The organism is Clostridium saccharoperbutylacetonicum N1-4(HMT), assembly GCF_000340885.1.
Taxonomy (GTDB): domain Bacteria; phylum Bacillota; class Clostridia; order Clostridiales; family Clostridiaceae; genus Clostridium; species Clostridium saccharoperbutylacetonicum.
This window is the reverse complement of record NC_020291.1, coordinates 2,275,671-2,293,052: the sequence shown is the minus strand read 5'-3', so window position 1 is coordinate 2,293,052 and position 17,382 is coordinate 2,275,671. Positions and strand designations below refer to the sequence as shown.

General features: G+C 30.6%; 19 protein-coding genes. 4 read left to right on the top strand and 15 right to left on the bottom strand.

Translation table 11 applies throughout. The features are described 5' to 3' along the window. Nucleotides 1–113: 113 nt before the first annotated feature. Nucleotides 114–503, top strand: a complete 390-nt coding sequence (locus CSPA_RS10175) for an ACT domain-containing protein (protein ID WP_015392168.1) — start codon at nt 114–116, stop codon at nt 501–503. 64 nt (nt 504–567) lie between these two features. Here CSPA_RS10175 and CSPA_RS10170 read toward each other — a convergent pair whose 3' ends face one another. The 4 genes from CSPA_RS10170 to CSPA_RS10155 all read right to left on the bottom strand — a co-directional run bounded on the left by CSPA_RS10170 (nt 568) and on the right by CSPA_RS10155 (nt 4,343). Then, entirely contained in the window at nt 568–1,635 is a 1,068-nt protein-coding gene (locus CSPA_RS10170; RefSeq protein ID WP_015392167.1) for a galactose ABC transporter substrate-binding protein, read from the bottom strand. Between the two features lie 218 nt (nt 1,636–1,853). Beyond that, nucleotides 1,854–2,255 carry a pyridoxamine 5'-phosphate oxidase family protein gene (locus tag CSPA_RS10165; protein ID WP_026106412.1) on the bottom strand — a complete coding sequence of 134 codons (402 nt, stop codon included), beginning with the start codon at nt 2,253–2,255 and terminating at the stop codon, nt 1,854–1,856. 239 nt (nt 2,256–2,494) lie between these two features. Beyond that, a complete protein-coding gene (locus CSPA_RS10160) occupies nt 2,495–3,673 on the bottom strand; it encodes an MFS transporter (RefSeq protein ID WP_015392165.1) in 1,179 nt (392 codons plus the stop codon). Nucleotides 3,674–3,755: 82 nt separating this feature from the next. Next, complete coding sequence (locus CSPA_RS10155; protein WP_015392164.1) at nt 3,756–4,343, bottom strand: DUF1349 domain-containing protein; 588 nt, start codon at nt 4,341–4,343, stop codon at nt 3,756–3,758. Nucleotides 4,344–4,498: 155 nt separating this feature from the next. Here CSPA_RS10155 and CSPA_RS10150 point away from each other — a divergent pair, with 155 nt between their 5' ends. After that, nucleotides 4,499–5,392 (top strand): AraC family transcriptional regulator, encoded by an 894-nt coding sequence (locus tag CSPA_RS10150; RefSeq protein WP_241425100.1) that lies wholly within the window; start codon nt 4,499–4,501, stop codon nt 5,390–5,392. Nucleotides 5,393–5,557: 165 nt separating this feature from the next. On the opposite strand, the gene CSPA_RS10145 is transcribed toward CSPA_RS10150, so the two are convergent. The 3 genes from CSPA_RS10145 to CSPA_RS10135 all read right to left on the bottom strand — a co-directional run bounded on the left by CSPA_RS10145 (nt 5,558) and on the right by CSPA_RS10135 (nt 8,377). Then, nucleotides 5,558–6,469 (bottom strand): EamA family transporter, encoded by a 912-nt coding sequence (locus tag CSPA_RS10145; protein WP_015392162.1) that lies wholly within the window; start codon nt 6,467–6,469, stop codon nt 5,558–5,560. A gap of 239 nt (nt 6,470–6,708) precedes the next feature. Next, nucleotides 6,709–7,617: an SIR2 family NAD-dependent protein deacylase gene (locus tag CSPA_RS10140; RefSeq protein ID WP_015392161.1), complete on the bottom strand. Its 909-nt coding sequence runs from the start codon at nt 7,615–7,617 to the stop codon at nt 6,709–6,711. After that, nucleotides 7,568–8,377 (bottom strand): protein-ADP-ribose hydrolase, encoded by an 810-nt coding sequence (locus CSPA_RS10135; RefSeq protein ID WP_015392160.1) that lies wholly within the window; start codon nt 8,375–8,377, stop codon nt 7,568–7,570. Before CSPA_RS10135 ends, CSPA_RS10140 begins: the two co-directional genes overlap by 50 nt. A gap of 269 nt (nt 8,378–8,646) precedes the next feature. Here CSPA_RS10135 and CSPA_RS10130 point away from each other — a divergent pair, with 269 nt between their 5' ends. Beyond that, nucleotides 8,647–8,970 carry a winged helix-turn-helix transcriptional regulator gene (locus CSPA_RS10130; RefSeq protein WP_015392159.1) on the top strand — a complete coding sequence of 108 codons (324 nt, stop codon included), beginning with the start codon at nt 8,647–8,649 and terminating at the stop codon, nt 8,968–8,970. Between the two features lie 70 nt (nt 8,971–9,040). Here the strand turns inward: CSPA_RS10130 and CSPA_RS10125 are convergent, their stop codons facing one another. Both CSPA_RS10125 and CSPA_RS10120 read right to left on the bottom strand, forming a co-directional pair. After that, nucleotides 9,041–9,700 (bottom strand): hypothetical protein, encoded by a 660-nt coding sequence (locus CSPA_RS10125; RefSeq protein ID WP_015392158.1) that lies wholly within the window; start codon nt 9,698–9,700, stop codon nt 9,041–9,043. 149 nt (nt 9,701–9,849) lie between these two features. After that, complete coding sequence (locus CSPA_RS10120; protein ID WP_015392157.1) at nt 9,850–10,263, bottom strand: DUF3788 domain-containing protein; 414 nt, start codon at nt 10,261–10,263, stop codon at nt 9,850–9,852. Nucleotides 10,264–10,730: 467 nt separating this feature from the next. Between CSPA_RS10120 and CSPA_RS10115 the strand changes: the two genes are divergently transcribed. Beyond that, a complete protein-coding gene (locus tag CSPA_RS10115; RefSeq protein ID WP_015392155.1) occupies nt 10,731–11,756 on the top strand; it encodes a PocR ligand-binding domain-containing protein in 1,026 nt (341 codons plus the stop codon). A gap of 608 nt (nt 11,757–12,364) precedes the next feature. On the opposite strand, the gene CSPA_RS10110 is transcribed toward CSPA_RS10115, so the two are convergent. From CSPA_RS10110 to CSPA_RS10085, 6 genes are all read right to left on the bottom strand, one after another. Further along, nucleotides 12,365–13,477 (bottom strand): alpha/beta hydrolase family protein, encoded by a 1,113-nt coding sequence (locus CSPA_RS10110; RefSeq protein ID WP_015392154.1) that lies wholly within the window; start codon nt 13,475–13,477, stop codon nt 12,365–12,367. Between the two features lie 75 nt (nt 13,478–13,552). Beyond that, nucleotides 13,553–13,990, bottom strand: a complete 438-nt coding sequence (locus CSPA_RS10105) for a MarR family winged helix-turn-helix transcriptional regulator (RefSeq protein WP_015392153.1) — start codon at nt 13,988–13,990, stop codon at nt 13,553–13,555. Between the two features lie 300 nt (nt 13,991–14,290). Continuing rightward, nucleotides 14,291–15,046 (bottom strand): ABC transporter permease, encoded by a 756-nt coding sequence (locus CSPA_RS10100; protein ID WP_015392152.1) that lies wholly within the window; start codon nt 15,044–15,046, stop codon nt 14,291–14,293. Beyond that, nucleotides 15,043–15,996, bottom strand: a complete 954-nt coding sequence (locus CSPA_RS10095) for an ABC transporter ATP-binding protein (protein ID WP_015392151.1) — start codon at nt 15,994–15,996, stop codon at nt 15,043–15,045. Before CSPA_RS10095 ends, CSPA_RS10100 begins: the two co-directional genes overlap by 4 nt. Before the next feature lies 1 nt (nt 15,997). Then, nucleotides 15,998–16,453 carry a GyrI-like domain-containing protein gene (locus tag CSPA_RS10090; RefSeq protein WP_015392150.1) on the bottom strand — a complete coding sequence of 152 codons (456 nt, stop codon included), beginning with the start codon at nt 16,451–16,453 and terminating at the stop codon, nt 15,998–16,000. A 1-nt stretch (nt 16,454) separates the two neighbouring features. After that, nucleotides 16,455–17,318 (bottom strand): AraC family transcriptional regulator, encoded by an 864-nt coding sequence (locus tag CSPA_RS10085; RefSeq protein WP_015392149.1) that lies wholly within the window; start codon nt 17,316–17,318, stop codon nt 16,455–16,457. Nucleotides 17,319–17,382: the final 64 nt, after the last annotated feature.

Here is a 17,382-nt window from a genome sequence, read left to right as displayed (position 1 = left end):
TTCTGAGGCTTTTTTATTTTATAGTATAAAAACTAATATAGTGAAACTTAAATCACATATGGCTAGCTAATATTAATGGGTTTCACTGGTTAAAGAAAGGATAAAGCTTAAAGATGATAGAAAAAATATTAACAATGAAATTATTTAAGGATAAATACGGGGTATGCAGACTTACTAGAAATGAATCAATTCCTAAATGGGCACAAGATAGCGATTTTTTCTCTATAACAAAAACATCTGATGAATTATCAATTGTATGCCTTGAGGACAGTATTCCTAGCGAGATAAAATGCGAAAGAGATTGGAGGATCTTAAAGATTGAGGGACCACTTGACTTTTCTTTAATTGGAATTTTAGCTTCAATTAGTACAATATTAGCACAAAAAGGAATAAGCATATTTGCCATTTCTACTTATGATACAGATTATATTCTTGTTAAAAACAAAGATCTAGATAATGCTGTAGAATCACTTATCAAGGAAAGATATGAAGTTTTAGATTAATAAAATTTCGTGATAAAAAGGCCAAAACATTTCAAATAAATGTTAGGCCTTTAAAATTATTATATTATTTATCTTCCTTTTGGTACACATATTCATGAAATGGTATATTAATTATTTCTCCTGTTTTATCAAATTTATAATTTGTACCCTCAAGAGGGTCCTTACCTAAAATCAAATTCATTCCTACAGAATAGAAAGCATCTGCAAGTTCGCGAGTATCCTGTAAAACAGAACCGGCCATAAAACCCTTTTTTATTAATTCTTGAACTTCTGGTGTAGCATGAATTCCAAAAATGGGAATGGTCTTTGTTTTATCGCCTAAATTATATCCATACGTCTGAAGTGCTTTAACAGCACCTATTGCCATAGAATCACTATTTGCAATTATAGCTTCAATGCTACCGTCATATTTAAGAAACAATGATTCCATAACACTTTTAGCTAAGTCCTCATCCCAATTTGCACTTACTGCTGCAAGTTCCTGTGTCTTTATTCCTGCCTCATTAATAGTGGAAATAGAATAATTTGATCTTGTTTCTGTCAAATAACTTTCCGGTTGCCCTTTTATCAATATATATTGCATTATACCATCACCATTTTTGTCCATTTCTTTATTTTCATTCCAATAATCAGCTATCATTTTTCCTTGTAGAATACCAGCTTGCATTGAATCAGTATTTATAGCAATGGCTTTCTGATATTTCTTAATTATGTCTAAATTGTCAGGTCTTATATTAAAAAAAATTAATGGAATGTCTTTCTGTTTAGCTTTATCAACAAAATCTTCTATCATTTCAGGTGTTTTTTTATCAACCGTACTTATCAATAATAAATTATAATTATTCTGAAGCATATTATTAAAAATTACACTTTGTTTCGCAGGGTTACTCTCTCCATCAAAGAAAATAAATTGAATTTCGTTTTTCTTTTCTTTTTGAATATCTTCCAAACTTTTTTTAATACTTAAGTTATACGAATTATAGAAATTATTTAGTAACACTCCTACCTTAACTGGTCTATTTGAAGTAATAGCTGATATAGTATTTGTACTCTTTGCACTACAATATATTAGTATACTATTTGTTATAACTAAAACTATAATAAAAGATATTAGCTTTTTAAAAATTCTCACTCTAACTCCTCCATACAATCACCATTAGCATATCCATTAATAATTTTATTGCATACTTATTATGTACTTTAGCAAAGGTAATTATAACGATTTATAAAATAATTACTATTTGTTAATCACTAATTTTACAATCACATTATCTTTAATCTATATAAAAAACAAATATTAAGCTTTTATGAAAAAAAGTCTTAAGAATTCTTAAGACTTTCAAGTTTCTACTATAAATTATATTCCTTTGGTGGATTACCAGAGAAATCTGCAATAACTGCTTTTGCATTTTCTAAATAGAATACTTCAAAAATTGGATTTGAAGCTTCATTGTATTGTCCCTTTACTATAGGATTTAGCATACAGGCTTCTTTAACTGCCATGTTGTTTTCAAATACAGCTTTTCCATTTAATCTAATCCAAGCATATTCTGGACTTGAAATAGATACTTCTAATTCAGGATTTTCTTGAAGATCCTTGTACACATCTTTTGTGTTATTTGTACAAAACCATAGTTTTCCTTCTTGCTCTAAACTGAACATAAATGGACGGCATTTTGCTTTCCCATCGCGTCCAACTGTTGCTAAATATTGAACTGGATTTGCTTGTAAAAATTCTACTACTTCTTTCATTTTATTATCTCCTTTATTTCCAATAACATTTTTTATTATTTCTTTAAAACTCATATTATAAGTTCCTTATAATACGAAGTGGCCACTTCCTATGTTTTTATTATAAGTGCATAGTTTACTACTGTGAAGTAAGCACTTTAAAGTGGCATAGGCACTTTGAGGATTTATAGTTTCTAATAAGATACTATTGGAATATAAATAAATGAGTATATTTCTCCCTTTCATTAATTCTTTGCTTATCACTTACTCAAAGCTGTTTTCTTTGTTAATAATTCACTCATTACAATCATTATGACAAGTATAAGTAATAGATATACTGGGAATAATCCTACATTAATATTACCAGCAATCAATCCAAAGATTGGAGGCATTAAGCAAGTCCCCACATATGCACTTGCCATCTGAACACCGATTATTGCTTGAGATTTATCCTCTCCAAAATGTGCAGGTGTTGAATGTATAATGCAAGGATAAATTGGTGCACATCCAAGTCCAATCAATATTAATCCTACTAAGGACACATTTTCGTTCATAGGCAAAAACATTACTATAATCCCAATTGCAATAATTCCCTGACCAAGTCGTATCATCTGCAAATCATTTAGTTTCATAGTAATAAATCCACTAAGTGCCCTTCCTACCGTAATTCCTATAAAAAATACACTAGCAAAACTAGCTGCTGTATCAGTTGCGACCCCTTTGTAAATTGTCAGGTAGCTACTAGCCCATAAGCTTGTCGTCTGTTCTAAAGCACAGTAGCAAAAGAAGCAAAGCATAACTTCCTTAGCTCCAGCTATTTTAATAATTTCTTTTAATGATAATGCTTTATGTGTAGTCTTTTCATTATCAGATACATTTTTTGCAACAGATTTTCGTTCTTTCCATAGAGGAATGCTAAAAATCAAAATTGCAGTAAGTACAATCTGTAAGATGGCTATATATAAGTATCCTGAGTTCCAGCTATGTCCACCTGCCAATGCATATCCCATAATGTATGGTCCGAGAGTCGCACCTACACCCCACATGCAATGCAGCCAGCTCATATGGCGGCTTTCATAATGAAGTGCTACATAATTGTTCAAGGAAGCATCCACACTTCCTGCTCCAAGTCCATATGGAATAGCCCAAAGACAAAGCATTATAAATGAATGTGATATAGAAAAACCAAATAGCGCAAATGCTGTCATTGCTACACTTATTGCTGTAACTTTACTGGTTCCCAGCTTACGTGTAAGCCTGTCGCTCTGCAGGCTGGATAAAATAGTTCCAAAAGCAATAATCATAGATATTATACCAGCATAAGAAACTGGTACGCCAAACTCTAGATACATGGATGGCCAGGAAGCTCCCAACAGCGAATCTGGTAGTCCAAGACTAATAAACGCAAGATAAATAATAACTAATAATATTTGGATCACTTTGAGCTCCTCCTTCATTTAGTGATATAATAATTCCTTTTAATTTCGATGTTTTGCCAATCCGAAATTTATTTTCCTATATTTATTTTCCCATTCGAATATTTTTGACTTTCTTTTTTTCTATGGTTAAATCTTCATATATACGGATTCCACCACTACCTGTAGGCGCCTGTGCCAGTAGACCTACTTTCAAGGTTTTTTCTGCTGGTAAATTAAAAAATCGCATCATATAGTAATTATCTCCATCTATTGAATAATGAAATGTAAAGGATTGTCCTACACGACATACCTGAAGCCAGACAGAATTTCCTTCTACATTACAACCATTGGCATCATCAGACTGATCTTTTGTAACGACACTAACAACCGCATGTGTATTAAAATCTGTAAGTTCGAAACATGCTTTTGCCCAATGAGTTATATCCTGCATTATCATAATAGAAGAAGAATCATACATGTCTTTAAAATCATGTGACACCTTTACTCTCATGATGAAATCTCCAGTAACCTCTGTATAATAAAAGGGAGCATTACTAAGAGATTCTGGTGTAATCCCTTCATCTCCAACCGCCCCATTATTACAGAAAAAATCGCTCTCTTTGGGAGCAAAAATCTCTATTCTTTTTCCTTCTTTAGTTATTGTACTTCTATTTAACCACTTAAACTCCATTTTAAATCCTCCGTGTAATATTTTAGTTTTTATCAGCACGCAATTCTGCATCTGTTTTATTAGATTATATCCCAGTCATAATGTTTTTTCATTACACAAAATCACAAATTAATTGTACAATATAACAGAGGTGAAAAATAATGCAGTTCTACAAAATGACTACCGATGAAACGTTAAGAGAAATCGCTGCTCATGGCAACGACAAATACCCTATAGCATATTATGTAGATGATATCTGGCAATTCGATCTTGGATGCATAGACTGGCACTGGCATCGAGAGGTTGAATTTGTAACAGTCTCAAAAGGTACTGTAAATTGTCTAATTGGGAAAAACAGAATCCATTTGGAAAAGGGTTGGGGAATCTTTATAAACAGTGGAACAATACATCGCTTTGAAACCAGCGATGGTGGTATTATGCCCAATATTGTATTTGCACCGGAACTAATTGCCATGGAAGGAAGCCTAATTCATGATTCATATATTTTACCTATACTGTCATCTGGTCCTGCTTATCAAATTCTGGATCCGAATATTTCATGGCAGAATAATATTCTAATGTTATTAAATCAAATCTATGACGTTCAGGAACATAAAGGGGATTCTTTATCGCCTCTTAATACACTTCTTCTGACTACTGAGCTATGGAAACATCTGTTTCAAAATATAAATCTTGAACGGACTCCTGCACACGGAGCAAAATCTATCTTTCAAGCTTCTCGTTTACAAATTATGCTGCAATTCATCCATGACCATTATGTAGAACATATAGGACTTGAAGATATAGCAGCTGCTGCTAACATTAGCAAAAGCAGTACATTGGAAGCTTTTCGTCAAGGAATCGATCAATCGCCGGTTTCTTACCTTATTGAATATCGTTTAATACAGGCAGCAATTTTATTAAAGAACACACACAAATCCATTTCGAATATATCATTAGTTACCGGGTTTTCAAGTGCTGCTTATTTTTGCAGAAAGTTCAAAGGTTATTATAAGATCACTCCTGCCGAATACAGAAAACAAAAATTGCATAATATCCCCTCACTATAACTCCTTAAAAAATAAATTCATATTAACATATAAAAGTTAGCTAATCTTCATAGAATTAGCTAGCTTTCTATATTATCATTTATTTACTATTAAATCTAAAAACTTTTCTTCTTATTGCGTTTTCTTTAATTAATATTCTATATCTCTATTAGTAATAGTCTAATTTTAACCATAATTTTCTTGTACATCATCGGATAATTCTGTATCATCTTTTCCTATTGATATATTACTACCTATAATTGCTACAAATATAAGTATTACTCCTACCCATTGCATAGAGTTAACAGGCTCTTGCAGAACTATTGATGATAAAGTCACAGCCACCGGAAGCTCTGAAGCAGATAATATAGTTCCTAATCCCATCCCAACCTGTGGCATTCCAATTGAGAATAAAAGTGGTGGAAGACAAACTCCAAATAATCCTAGAAGCAATCCATATGGAGCCAATCCTTTTAGCACAGAAACATCTAATAAAAATTTTGGTGGAAACAATAAAAATACTACTATTAAGGCACCTGTTGAAAAAATTGCACTTTTTAGTACTGGTGGGGTATCTTTCCCAACTGTACTACTAATAAACATAAATCCTGTATAAGTAACTGAAGAAAGTAATCCCCAAATCATTCCCTGCCATGAAAAATCTCCACTATTTTGTGAAGTAACTCCTGCTGCTAAAATAGACCCCACTAGTACAATACCTATGGAAATAAGTTTTTGTTTATTAGGTTTTTTCTTATTAAATATCCAATCAAACAATGTACCAATCCATACAAATTGAAATAAAAAGATTATTGCTAAGGAAGCATTAAGCGTCTTTAATGATTGATAATAAAAAAGACCTGTTAACCCCAATGGAATTCCACATAAAAGTAACTTTAAAGTTTGTTTCAATGATATTTTTTTCTTTTTTGTTATTAGAACTGCAGCCCATATAAGTACTGTACCAAAAAAATATTGCCCTCCTGTTACCTCTGCTGATGAAAATCCTGCTGAGTACGCAAGCTTTACAAATGTTGATAATATTCCATAACAGCATCCTCCTAAAAAAACAATTAATGCATAATGCCATTTTTTCATAACCATTCCTCCTCTTTCTTTAAAACGCAAAAAACCACACAATTATCACATAAAATAATTGTGTGGCGAAAATAGAATTCCTCTAGAAAAATCCACATCCTAAAAAGGTTTTATTATTAAATTTCTACTAAGAGTATAGAAGCATTGCTTTAAATTGTCAAGTGTAAAAGATTTATCTGCTTATAAAAATAAAATTTAACTCTAAAATTATTTTTGTTACGCTTTCCCCCTTCATTAAATCACTTTTCTATATTTTCATGTGAGTAATTAAGAATATCACTCAATGCTTTTCCTATATCTTCTGATATGCTAACTGATTTTTTCTCAATCTCTGTAGGAACTCCTGCAGCACTCATATTGATTCTAATTAAATTTGCAAAGGGATAATTATTAGTTATATTTTCAAAGGGATATCTTATGATTCCAGGTGTATTATAACCTACTCCTAACTCCAACAATACAAGTTTTTTATCTTTAGCATCTCTGATAAATTTTTCATATTTAGATATATTAACAAAGTGTGGTTTTTGCACAAAAGTATCATCTACTCGAAGGTTGGGCACTAAAAATTCACCACATTTAGGACACCTAGGAATGTCTTCTTCTTTAATTTTTAAGGAATCCCCCATATTACTAATCATTTTATCTATCATTTCCTTATTATCGTAAACCTCTTGTGTACAAGGCTTTGAACATTGAAATAATCCATAGTTTCCCTGTGGTGCAAACATCTTTTCAATTGGAAAACCTGCTTTTTCAAATTGACTCTCCACATTAGTTGAACAAATGAAATACTCTTTATTTTTCAATAGTTCCATTAAAGTTAAATATGGCTTAGTTGCAGGTGTATTGTAACGAATATTTTGAATATGCCTTGCCCAATATCCCCAATAGGAGAGCACATTTTTCTCTGTTAAATCCCAAAACGCTGACTGCATCTCAAGAATATTTTTAAAGCCCATTTGATAATGTTTAGGAAACCACTTTTTAAATAATTCTTCATCTCCATAATAAATACCACCAGAAGCAGTAAACCCTGATCCAGCTCCAATAACTACATAATCAGCATTTTTGATTAGTTCTACTGCCTCTCTTATATTATCCCAATAAGTTTTTGTAAATTTCAAAGTCTTCTCTTTTGAAAACATTTATAACAACCCTTTCTATTTTTTCATCGTTCCTATCTAGAAAATCATTTATTGCATTTATAGCTATTTCCGCTGCCTTATCTCTTGGAAAGCGGAATTCTCCTGTTGATATACAACAAAATGCAATTGATTTTATGCCATTTTCTATAGCTGCTTCTAAACATGCTTTATAACAAGCTTCTAACTTCTTACAATCATCAGTTGCTAATGTTCCACTTATAATTGGACCTACTGTATGAATAACATATTTGCAAGGAAGATTATAAGCCTTAGTTACTTTACTACTTCCTGTTGGTTCTAAAAATCCTTGCTTTTTCATCAATTCATCACATTCATTTCTCAGTTGTATTCCTGCTGCTGAGTGAATTGCATTATCTATACATGCATGACATTGGACAAAGCATCCAAGCATTTGATTATTCGCTGCATTTACAATTGCATCTACTTTTAAGCTTGTAATATCCCCTTGCCATAAGCTTATCTTATTTCCATGTTTATTACTCTTCTCAGTAAACTGCTCATCTAACGTAGCTAAGTCTTTTAGTTCTACAATTCCCTTTTCTTCACTTTCAGTTTTTAAAAATTCATCTTGAACTTTAATAAATTCCTCACTAGCCTCATAGGGTTCTCTAACATTCATTAAAGCACGTAATAATTTTCGTTTTTCATTATATTCTTTTGGAATCTTAAGATTTTTATATCTTTCTTGTTCACTTATTAATTCCTTTATTAAAAAATTTAATTGCTCTATTTTATTCATATTGGTTCACTCCCACAAGCTCATAATAAAATCAGTTTTTATTAATCTGTTATTTTTATATTTATTAGAAATAAAGTAATTATCTTAACCATGCAATTCATAGCTCATAATTTGTGCTAAAATTTATTAGTTAAAAATTGAATCATATTTCTATTGATTTTCTTAACCTTTAATTTTATAATAATTTTTATGATATCTAATGTAAAGTAAGCACTTAAAAGTGCTATAGTATCTAATTAGATACTATTAGGAAAGGAAGTGTATTTAGGTTGGCTAAAGAATTACCCGCTTGTCCTGTAGAAATGACTTTACAGCTTATAGGAAACAGATGGAAGGTATTAATAATAAGAGATTTGCTTGAAGGAACAAAGCGCTTTGGAGAATTAAAAAAATCTGTCGGATTAATAACCCAAAAGGTTCTTACTCAAAACTTAAGAGAAATGGAAGAGTCTGGCTTACTTACTCGAAAAGTTTATGCTGAAGTCCCCCCAAGAGTTGACTATACATTAACTGAGCTTGGATATAGTTTAAAGCCTATCCTTGATTCAATGATTGAATGGGGAACTTCCTATAAAAATACTATTTCAACATAATGGCCTAAATAAAAACAAGTAATATTCTACAAACACTATCTGCAAAATATTACTTGTTTTCTTCATAAAATTAGCCTTTATATATTTTATTTTTAATACGAAGACTAGCTTCTATATGCATTATCCAATGTCGTGAAAGCGGCATTTGAATTAATCCCTGGATATTTTTATCACACCAATAATCAATTAACCATAAAGCGTTATCAGCTTCGCTAACTACATTCAACGGCTTAAGCTTTTCCTTATCTAGTTCAGTCATTTTTTTTTTTAAGTCTTCATAGGAAAGTTCCTTTAATAATTGTGTTGTTGAAATATCTACAGCTTTAATATAGTTATATAATTCATCCAAATTTAGTTTTGCTGAAAACACTGAAATTTCTTGTTTAATAAGTTCATTACCGGTTGTTATTATAGGGGATTTCATTTTTTCATTGTAATTATCTTTAAAGAATACTTGCTCTCTCTTTTTAATCAAAGAATTTGATACTATATCTTCTATTCTAAAAATATGGTATAAAGAATAAGCAATTGTTTTATTATGATAACCTTTGGCATTAATAAAAGGCATAGCATTGAAATCTTCTCTATTTAATGCTCCTTTAAGACTCACAATTTCCTTCATCAATTCTTTTCTCAGTTCTAATAAGGTATCAATACCTTCATAAAAAGTGCCTTTTTTCTTAATCTGTAGCTGCATTTTTTTATTTAACTCTGACCATTCAATATTCATAAAACCACCTCAACATATTACTCTATATGAATATAATAATATATTATCTTTCTTAATTAAAGAATTACTGTTACAGGTACTTCAATTGTAACTGTTCCTGCAGGTGGTATATCTCCTATATATTATACCTACTGCACATTATGTCTATATCATTTCTTATTTGGCTTCCTTTTAATAAGTAACAATTTTTCCATATCTGTAATTAAAGAAGCATCTGTTAATTCAAACATCATCCATTTTCCATCATGGTAAGTTTTAGCTTCATTATAGATTTTTTGTACTTCAATGGAATAATTTTGTTTATCTTCTTCAAATTTTTCTCGTTCATTCTTCCCAAAGATAACCATAAAGCCAAAACAATTTTCTTTCGCATACAATGCACATAGTGTTTTTCCACCTCTACGATATTTGTACTCATACGCCCATGCTTTACCTCCATCATTCCATAAATGTTCCATGTCATATTTTTGATCAATCATATTACATAATGAGGTCCAAACTTCAAATAATGGTTTTCCAATTAAAGAAATTAAATCCTCACTTGTGGGTACTTTCTCTAACATCTTTACCCTCCTCTATATACTCCTATTTATATTCTCATCTTTAAATCAGAATTTAGCATTCCACCACAACCTTGTCATTTTTTATCATTTCTCTTTTGTCCATTAGAAACAAATTTAAATACATATACATTTATTACATCACTTTTCTTTAAGAATTTAATACTTTCCATCTTTATATTCCCTTTAAATTATTTACTCTCTAAATATTATACTTCACTTTTTACAATTTTTCACAACATATATTTTTTTGTATAATTATCCATTTCATTTTATTTTTTATCATAAAAAAACAGCAAACCAGCCTATGATCACTTTATTATTTGTAAAATATTCATTTTTATTGTAATATTATAGTATAATATATTATTTAATTAGGGTTTTTATAGATTTTTTTCCAAATTATTTTCTAAAATATATAATCTTCCCAATTATATTAATATAAAGATTTTACCAGGGGGGAATTGTTAATGAAAGACATTATTGAATTAGACAATTTAGAATTAAGCGATATCATTGATTTGCCATTTCTTCAAAAATTCCAAGATGATTTTGCAAATAGTATGAATATTGCAAGCGTTACAGTGGATAAACATGGAAATCCATTCACTAAGCCAAGCAGCTACACAAATATTTGTTTAAACTTAACCCAATCTACTAGTTTAGGGAAAAGTCGTTGTGCAAAGTGTCATAGTACTGCTGGAGAGGAAGCTTTCAAGACTGGAAAGCCTTATATTTACAAATGCCATTCTGGACTTATTGATTTTGCAGCACCTATAATTGTTAATGGCCAATTGATCGGTACAATACTTGGAGGTCAAATACTTTATGATAGTCCTAATGAAAAAGAGTTTAAAAATACAGCAAATGAACTTGGTTTAAACCAAGACTCATATTACAATGCTGCCACTGAAGTAAAAATAGTAGATGAAAGCAATATTAAATCAGCAGCTGAAGTACTATTTTCAGTTGCTAATACCTTATCAAACGAAGGTTATCAACGTTTAAAAATAAAACAATTAACTGGAACGCTAACTGAAAGTTTCGAACAAATTTCTTCTGCTACTGAAGAGCTTGCAGCTTCCTCAATGGAGGTTACTGAAAACCAAACCCAATTAAATAATGAGATATCTAATGTTCAAAACCTAACAAATGAAATAAATGACATTTTAGGCTACATAAAAGATATAGCTAATCAAACAAAAATGCTTGGACTTAATGCATCTATTGAAGCTGCAAGAGTTGGAGAAATGGGGAAAGGTTTTAGTGTAGTTGCTTCTGAAATAAGAAAACTTTCTGAAACTTCACGAGAAACAACAGCTGATATTGGTACTTTATTAGCTAAAATACAAGATTCAGTAACTAAAACAATGCAAGTATCAAATACTACATTAGATATAACAGAGCAACAATCTGCTGCAATAGAAGAAACTAATGCAAGTGTTGAAGAAGTAACAACTTTTACAATGGAATTGGATAAGTTAGCTAACTCTTAATAGTTTAATCTTGTGCAATTTCTAACCCAAAGATATCCAAATCGAAAATTAGACTTATGCAACAATTACCTAAATCAGATACATTTATCTTCCACAGGACTAGTGAAATTTTCGCTGGAAGGTTCTAAATGGCGGCTTGCCGTCATTTCAGCGTGTTCCAGATGTAAAATCTGGACAAGCTGTAAATAAAACAAGCCCCATTAAGAACCATCATCAGCTCAATTTCACATGCCTGCTTCCAGAAAAATGTATCTGATTTCAAGTGTAGTGTTACGATTATAATTTCTCAATAATACATATAAATTACATTTATAAGTTGAATTATTAATTTGGATATCTATATAGTAAATATTACTATACTTATTCCATTTCATAAAAAAGTAGTTTTCTCAAATATGAAGACTACTTTTTTAATTTGCATTATCGCCGTTATAAATTAAGTTTTTTTAACAAAAATATATAACAAACACATAACTTTTCAAGATACTTTTCCAAGGGTCTTGCATGAATATCTTCTGGAAAGCCATATTGTACAAGAAATCCTATCTTTTTACTTGACACTATACAATTCAAAAATGAATTTGTGGCATTACAATTTATATTTACATTTATAACTTTATTTTAAGCCAGTTTACTATCTCAGGAAAAACTTCATCTAAATAATTCATTGTACAATGTTCTGCATCCTCATAAAATTTAAGCGTCTTATCTCCCCTTGCCCATTTCATTACTTTTTCAGCATGAAGTTTTGGAGAAGGCATGACCTCATCTTTTCCTGCATGGTAAAACAACAACGGTACTTGTAAATTAGGCGAATCCTCAATATCCCAATCAAAACTATTAACAGCTTCTTCTAATGTCTCACTCTTAGTCATATATGTGACACCCCTTTGCCAAATTGGATTAAGCTTTTTTAATCCAGCTAATCCACCTATATAAACCACTCCACTATTTCCAACTACACATTTTACACGTTTATCATATGCTGCACACATTGGTGCTAAATATCCACCTAAACTAAATCCAACTAATGCAATTCTTTTAATATCAATATCATATATTTTCTGCTTTTCAAACCAATCAATGATTACTGATACCACCTTATGATATTCTTTTTCATCAAATTTCATAGCTTTCCACATTTCACCTTGACCAATTCCATCAAAAGTAAAGAAATTAAATCCATATTTTTGAAATAATGTTCCTTGCGAATGACCTTCTGCTTCCTTAATGTTATCCATTCCATTTATGAAGATTACAAGTGGTCCGTTAGACATATTTGATAATCTTAAATACCCTGGTACTATTGCTCCATTAAAAGGAATTTCAATACGAATCGGCCTTTCCTTTTCATTATCCAAATCAATTGCTCTTTTATAACTTATCCTAGCTTTTTCTTGTGTTCTCTCCTTTTGGTTACTATCGATAAAAAATATATGCTGACCAACATGATAACATCCCACTGCTTCATGAAATAATGCTTTTGCTTTAATCTCATATCCGTTTATCAATTCTTCCTCGGCTTTCTTGTATAATTGATCACCTTCTTTAGTCCATTCATCACACCATTGTAGCCAATTTGATATTCTTGCCACTACTCTCTTTAACCTTCCATAGTCTATTCCAAAACCTAAAAATCTTCCGTACCATCTTTGATAGATTCTTTTTTCATTAAAAATGAACTTAAATGCGAATTTTTCTTTTAAAGATAAATTAACCATGAACTATCCCACCTTTAATAAATATTTTAATAGCTATATCAATATTAGTTATAACAACTATTATATATAAAAACACTATTCAGCGTTTTTATATATTTTTTCTAGAACATTTTCAAATATTTTAATTTCTTCATCTGACAGTCCTTTTTTAAATTGTTCATTAAGCAACTCAACGCTAGGTATAAGCTCATCGAACATTCTTGTACCTTTATCTGTAAGGTATACACACAAGCTTCTTCTGTCACTTTCATGCTGCTCTCTTACAATATATCCATTTTTAGAAAGAACATCTAATATCCTTGTGACATTTGTTTTATCTTTATAGGTTCTTATAGCAATTTCACTTTGAATCAGTCCCGGTTCTGCATATAATACGTTTAAAACTGTCCATTGTTCAAATGTAATGTCATATCCCTTTTCTAAAAAGGCATTAAGAATTTTTCTTTTTATACAAACTTCGCCTTTAATTATTAAATAACCAATTAACTTTGTGTAATCATATTCTCTATTCAAATAATCACCTGCTTCAAAATAGTTGTTATAACTATTTTAGTTTCAGCAACTATTTTTGTCAAGTTTTTTATATATAGCATTCTAATATTATCTATATAATATTAGAATGCTTTACCTCCTAACAATTAACATCAATTCGCTGTATAAAGTTCATTATTACAAAAATAAGTCGTGACGCCACGACATTATATTTTTGATTATATAATATTTTGTAGGTATAGGCTATTTTTTCTACAAAATCAATAATTTTAAAAGCTTATTAATAATTTTCACTAATAAGACTCTGAAAATAAATCAGTATTATAAACTAGTTTCTTTCTTTAATCTAAATAAAGCTAATAAAAAAGTAATCCCACCAATTACAATAAGCATAGCTATTACTATAATAAGCTGAAGTATTTCTACACGTCCTTCTATCATCAAAGTACGTAATAAATTAATTACATGCGTAAAAGGGTTCAAATTTACAGCAACTTTAAGCCAGCCAGTTAATGTATTTTCTGGGAAAAGAGCTGTACTTAAAAAGAATACCGGCAATACTATAGCATTCATTGCTGTTTCATATACTACTTCATTTGGTAGTACTAAACTTATTGCATACGTCAAGGATGATAAACTCATTGCATTTAGGAAAATAATTAGTATTATAATTAAAATTCCTGAAAGGTTGGTTTGAATTTTTACTGAGAAAAATAAACTAGCAATACACATTATTCCAACTTCAATAAATGTGCATAACACCGCTTCGAGTACTTGTCCTAGCACTATCGATTTTCTACTAATTGGAGCAATTAGTATTCTATAAAAACTTCCATCTGCTTTCATTAAATAGTTCATAATTCCACTACTACTACATGAACCAAAACTCACTAGCACTATTAGTCCAGGTAAAATAAAAGTTGTATAGTTCCTGATTCCTATTCCACTCATAGCTTGGCTGGCAACAGCACTATACAAAACAAGCCAAAGCATTGGCTGTAAAATAGTGATTACAACAGTAAATTTATTGTGAAAACGCCATTTAACATTACGTTGTAAAAGAGTTATGACATTCATGAAATTTCCTCCAATCCATTCACTTCTGTTAATCTTAAAAACACATCTTCCAAGGCTGGTTTAACTATTTCAATACCTTCGAATTCTATCTTTTTTTCAAATAACCACTTATTGATTGTTTTAAACTCCTCCCTGCTTTGTTTTGAATAAACTAAAATTTTTTCATTACTAATAATTATCTTTAAATCTTTCCTAACATTACTTAGTTCCATACAACAGCTTTTTGATTCATTTTTATTTGCAAACCGAATACATAAAGTATCCTGTTTAATTAATTCACGTAATCTAGCTGGCGTTCCCTGTACTACTTCCTTTCCACCTCTCATAATACACATAGTATCACTTAACTCATCTGCTTCTTCAAGATAATGCGTTGTAAGGAAAATCGTAGTTCCAAATTCATCTCTTATTTTTTTCATCATCTTCCACATAGCTATACGAGATTGAATATCCATACCAACTGTAGGTTCATCTAAAAACAAAATCTGCGGCTTTGACATAAGATTTAAAGCAATATCTAATCGTCTTTTCACCCCTCCAGAATAAGACAAAACAGGATAATCTAAATATTTTTCTAAAGAAAAGCACGAAATCAATGTCTTCATACGTTCTTCTGCTTCAGCTTTTGGCATTTTATATAATCTACTTTGAAAGATCATATTTTCCTTTAATGATAAATAAGTATCAATTGAAATTTTCTGTGCAACACATGCAATACTTCTTCTTGCTTTGTCAGTTTCTGTATATATATCATTGCCTAATATTTTTATAGTACCTGATGTTGGCTTAAGATACGTTGTTAGGATATTGATTAAAGTTGACTTCCCAGCACCATTCTGGCCAAGAAGGGAAAAAATTTCACCTTTTTTGACTGTTAAGGAAATCCCTTTTAATGCTTCGACACCATTTTTATAAGATTTAACAACATTTTCTACCTGGATTGCTTCCATATTAATTCTCCTCAATAGCAAATATTATTTCTGTAATGTATTTTTCAGGATTCCCCTTAAAAATCATACCTGGACCTTTAATAAATACTTCGCGAAATTCAGAACTTAGTTTAATTCCCTTTTGTCTTGCATAAGCATCAATCTCCTTATATGCTTGAAACATAGTTTCATAAGACCCATTATGAGTTACACATAATGCTTTTACTCTAGGAGTTTCCTTAACTTCAATTCCATTTCCACTTGGAGTCATTGCTGTAGGTACGCATAGCTCAATATCTCCAAATTTAGTTTCGGGATTCATTGTAATATAGTTAAAGAATGGTGCACCATCTGCTTTTCCTCTAATTGATTTAAATACATTAGGAAACACCTTATTTGCTTCCATAGCAATTCCTCTATATTTCATAAATGCCACTCTAATTGGTTCTATTTCTCTAATTTCTACTTCATATTCCATTTTACTTCCTCTCCTTTTTGATACTCATCCACATTTCTGAATATCCACTAACTTTTTCTTCATCATATACTGAATATAGTTCTACATCTCCAATTTCTGCATGTTTATATCCTGAAAACGGAAGCCATTCTGTAAAAAAGCGTTTATAAATGATTTGTATTGATTCTTTGAATGGCCCCTTACATTCAAACACAGCCCAAGCAGATTTAGGAATTTCACATTCATACATTCCTTCTGGTACAGGTTTGTTTGTAACAGTAGCAATATAATAATAAATTTCATCCTTTGAATCATAAATTGATATTCCAAATATGCTTTTTTCTAATTGCTTATTCAAATTCAAAATTTCATTAAACATTCCGTTTTGTTTTGTTTGTTCCCAAAGCGATGGGATTAATTGATAATTTTTATCTATCTCATTTGTTAGTGGAATACGAACACCAACAATTCTCATTGGAGCTTTTTCTTCTATTCTATATGGCATATCATTACCTCCCTGTATTTGAATTGAGAATTTAATAGGGGGATATGCACAAAGTTGACATCCTTGAGATTTTGCCACAGCAGGATTAATACCATGTACACTTTGAAATGCACGATTAAATGCTGTTGGTGATGTATATCCATATTTAATTGCAACATCTAAAACTTTCATGTCTTTTGTCTGTAATTCAAAAGCTGCTTGTGTCATTCTTCTACGCCTTATGTACTCAATCAAGGTTATACCAGTTACATAAGCAAACATACGCTGAAAATAATTAGGTGAACAACATGCAATTTTAGCTGCTTCTTCATACGAAATATCCCCATCTAAATTCTGTTCTACATAATCAATTGCTTTACTAAAATTTTCTAACCATTCCATTACCTTACCTCCAAATTTAGGATACTATATCCTATAATTTATTTCCTCGCATTTTTTGCTTTAA

Bases quoted from the DNA above. Each gene is read 5' to 3' on its own strand.
- CSPA_RS10090 (WP_015392150.1), bottom strand. From the start codon at position 16,453: ATGGAATATGAAGTAGAAATTAGAGAAATAGAACCAATTAGAGTGGCA.
- CSPA_RS10125 (WP_015392158.1), bottom strand. From the start codon at position 9,700: ATGAATATTGAATGGTCAGAGTTAAATAAAAAAATGCAGCTACAGATT.
- CSPA_RS10115 (WP_015392155.1), top strand. From the start codon at position 10,731: ATGAAAGACATTATTGAATTAGACAATTTAGAATTAAGCGATATCATT.
- CSPA_RS10165 (WP_026106412.1), bottom strand. From the start codon at position 2,255: ATGAAAGAAGTAGTAGAATTTTTACAAGCAAATCCAGTTCAATATTTA.
- CSPA_RS10145 (WP_015392162.1), bottom strand. From the start codon at position 6,469: ATGAAAAAATGGCATTATGCATTAATTGTTTTTTTAGGAGGATGCTGT.
- CSPA_RS10150 (WP_241425100.1), top strand. From the start codon at position 4,499: ATGACTACCGATGAAACGTTAAGAGAAATCGCTGCTCATGGCAACGAC.
- CSPA_RS10155 (WP_015392164.1), bottom strand. From the start codon at position 4,343: ATGGAGTTTAAGTGGTTAAATAGAAGTACAATAACTAAAGAAGGAAAA.
- CSPA_RS10140 (WP_015392161.1), bottom strand. From the start codon at position 7,617: ATGTTTTCAAAAGAGAAGACTTTGAAATTTACAAAAACTTATTGGGAT.
- CSPA_RS10175 (WP_015392168.1), top strand. From the start codon at position 114: ATGATAGAAAAAATATTAACAATGAAATTATTTAAGGATAAATACGGG.
- CSPA_RS10110 (WP_015392154.1), bottom strand. From the start codon at position 13,477: ATGGTTAATTTATCTTTAAAAGAAAAATTCGCATTTAAGTTCATTTTT.
- CSPA_RS10095 (WP_015392151.1), bottom strand. From the start codon at position 15,996: ATGGAAGCAATCCAGGTAGAAAATGTTGTTAAATCTTATAAAAATGGT.
- CSPA_RS10100 (WP_015392152.1), bottom strand. From the start codon at position 15,046: ATGAATGTCATAACTCTTTTACAACGTAATGTTAAATGGCGTTTTCAC.
- CSPA_RS10135 (WP_015392160.1), bottom strand. From the start codon at position 8,377: ATGAATAAAATAGAGCAATTAAATTTTTTAATAAAGGAATTAATAAGT.
- CSPA_RS10120 (WP_015392157.1), bottom strand. From the start codon at position 10,263: ATGTTAGAGAAAGTACCCACAAGTGAGGATTTAATTTCTTTAATTGGA.
- CSPA_RS10085 (WP_015392149.1), bottom strand. From the start codon at position 17,318: ATGGAATGGTTAGAAAATTTTAGTAAAGCAATTGATTATGTAGAACAG.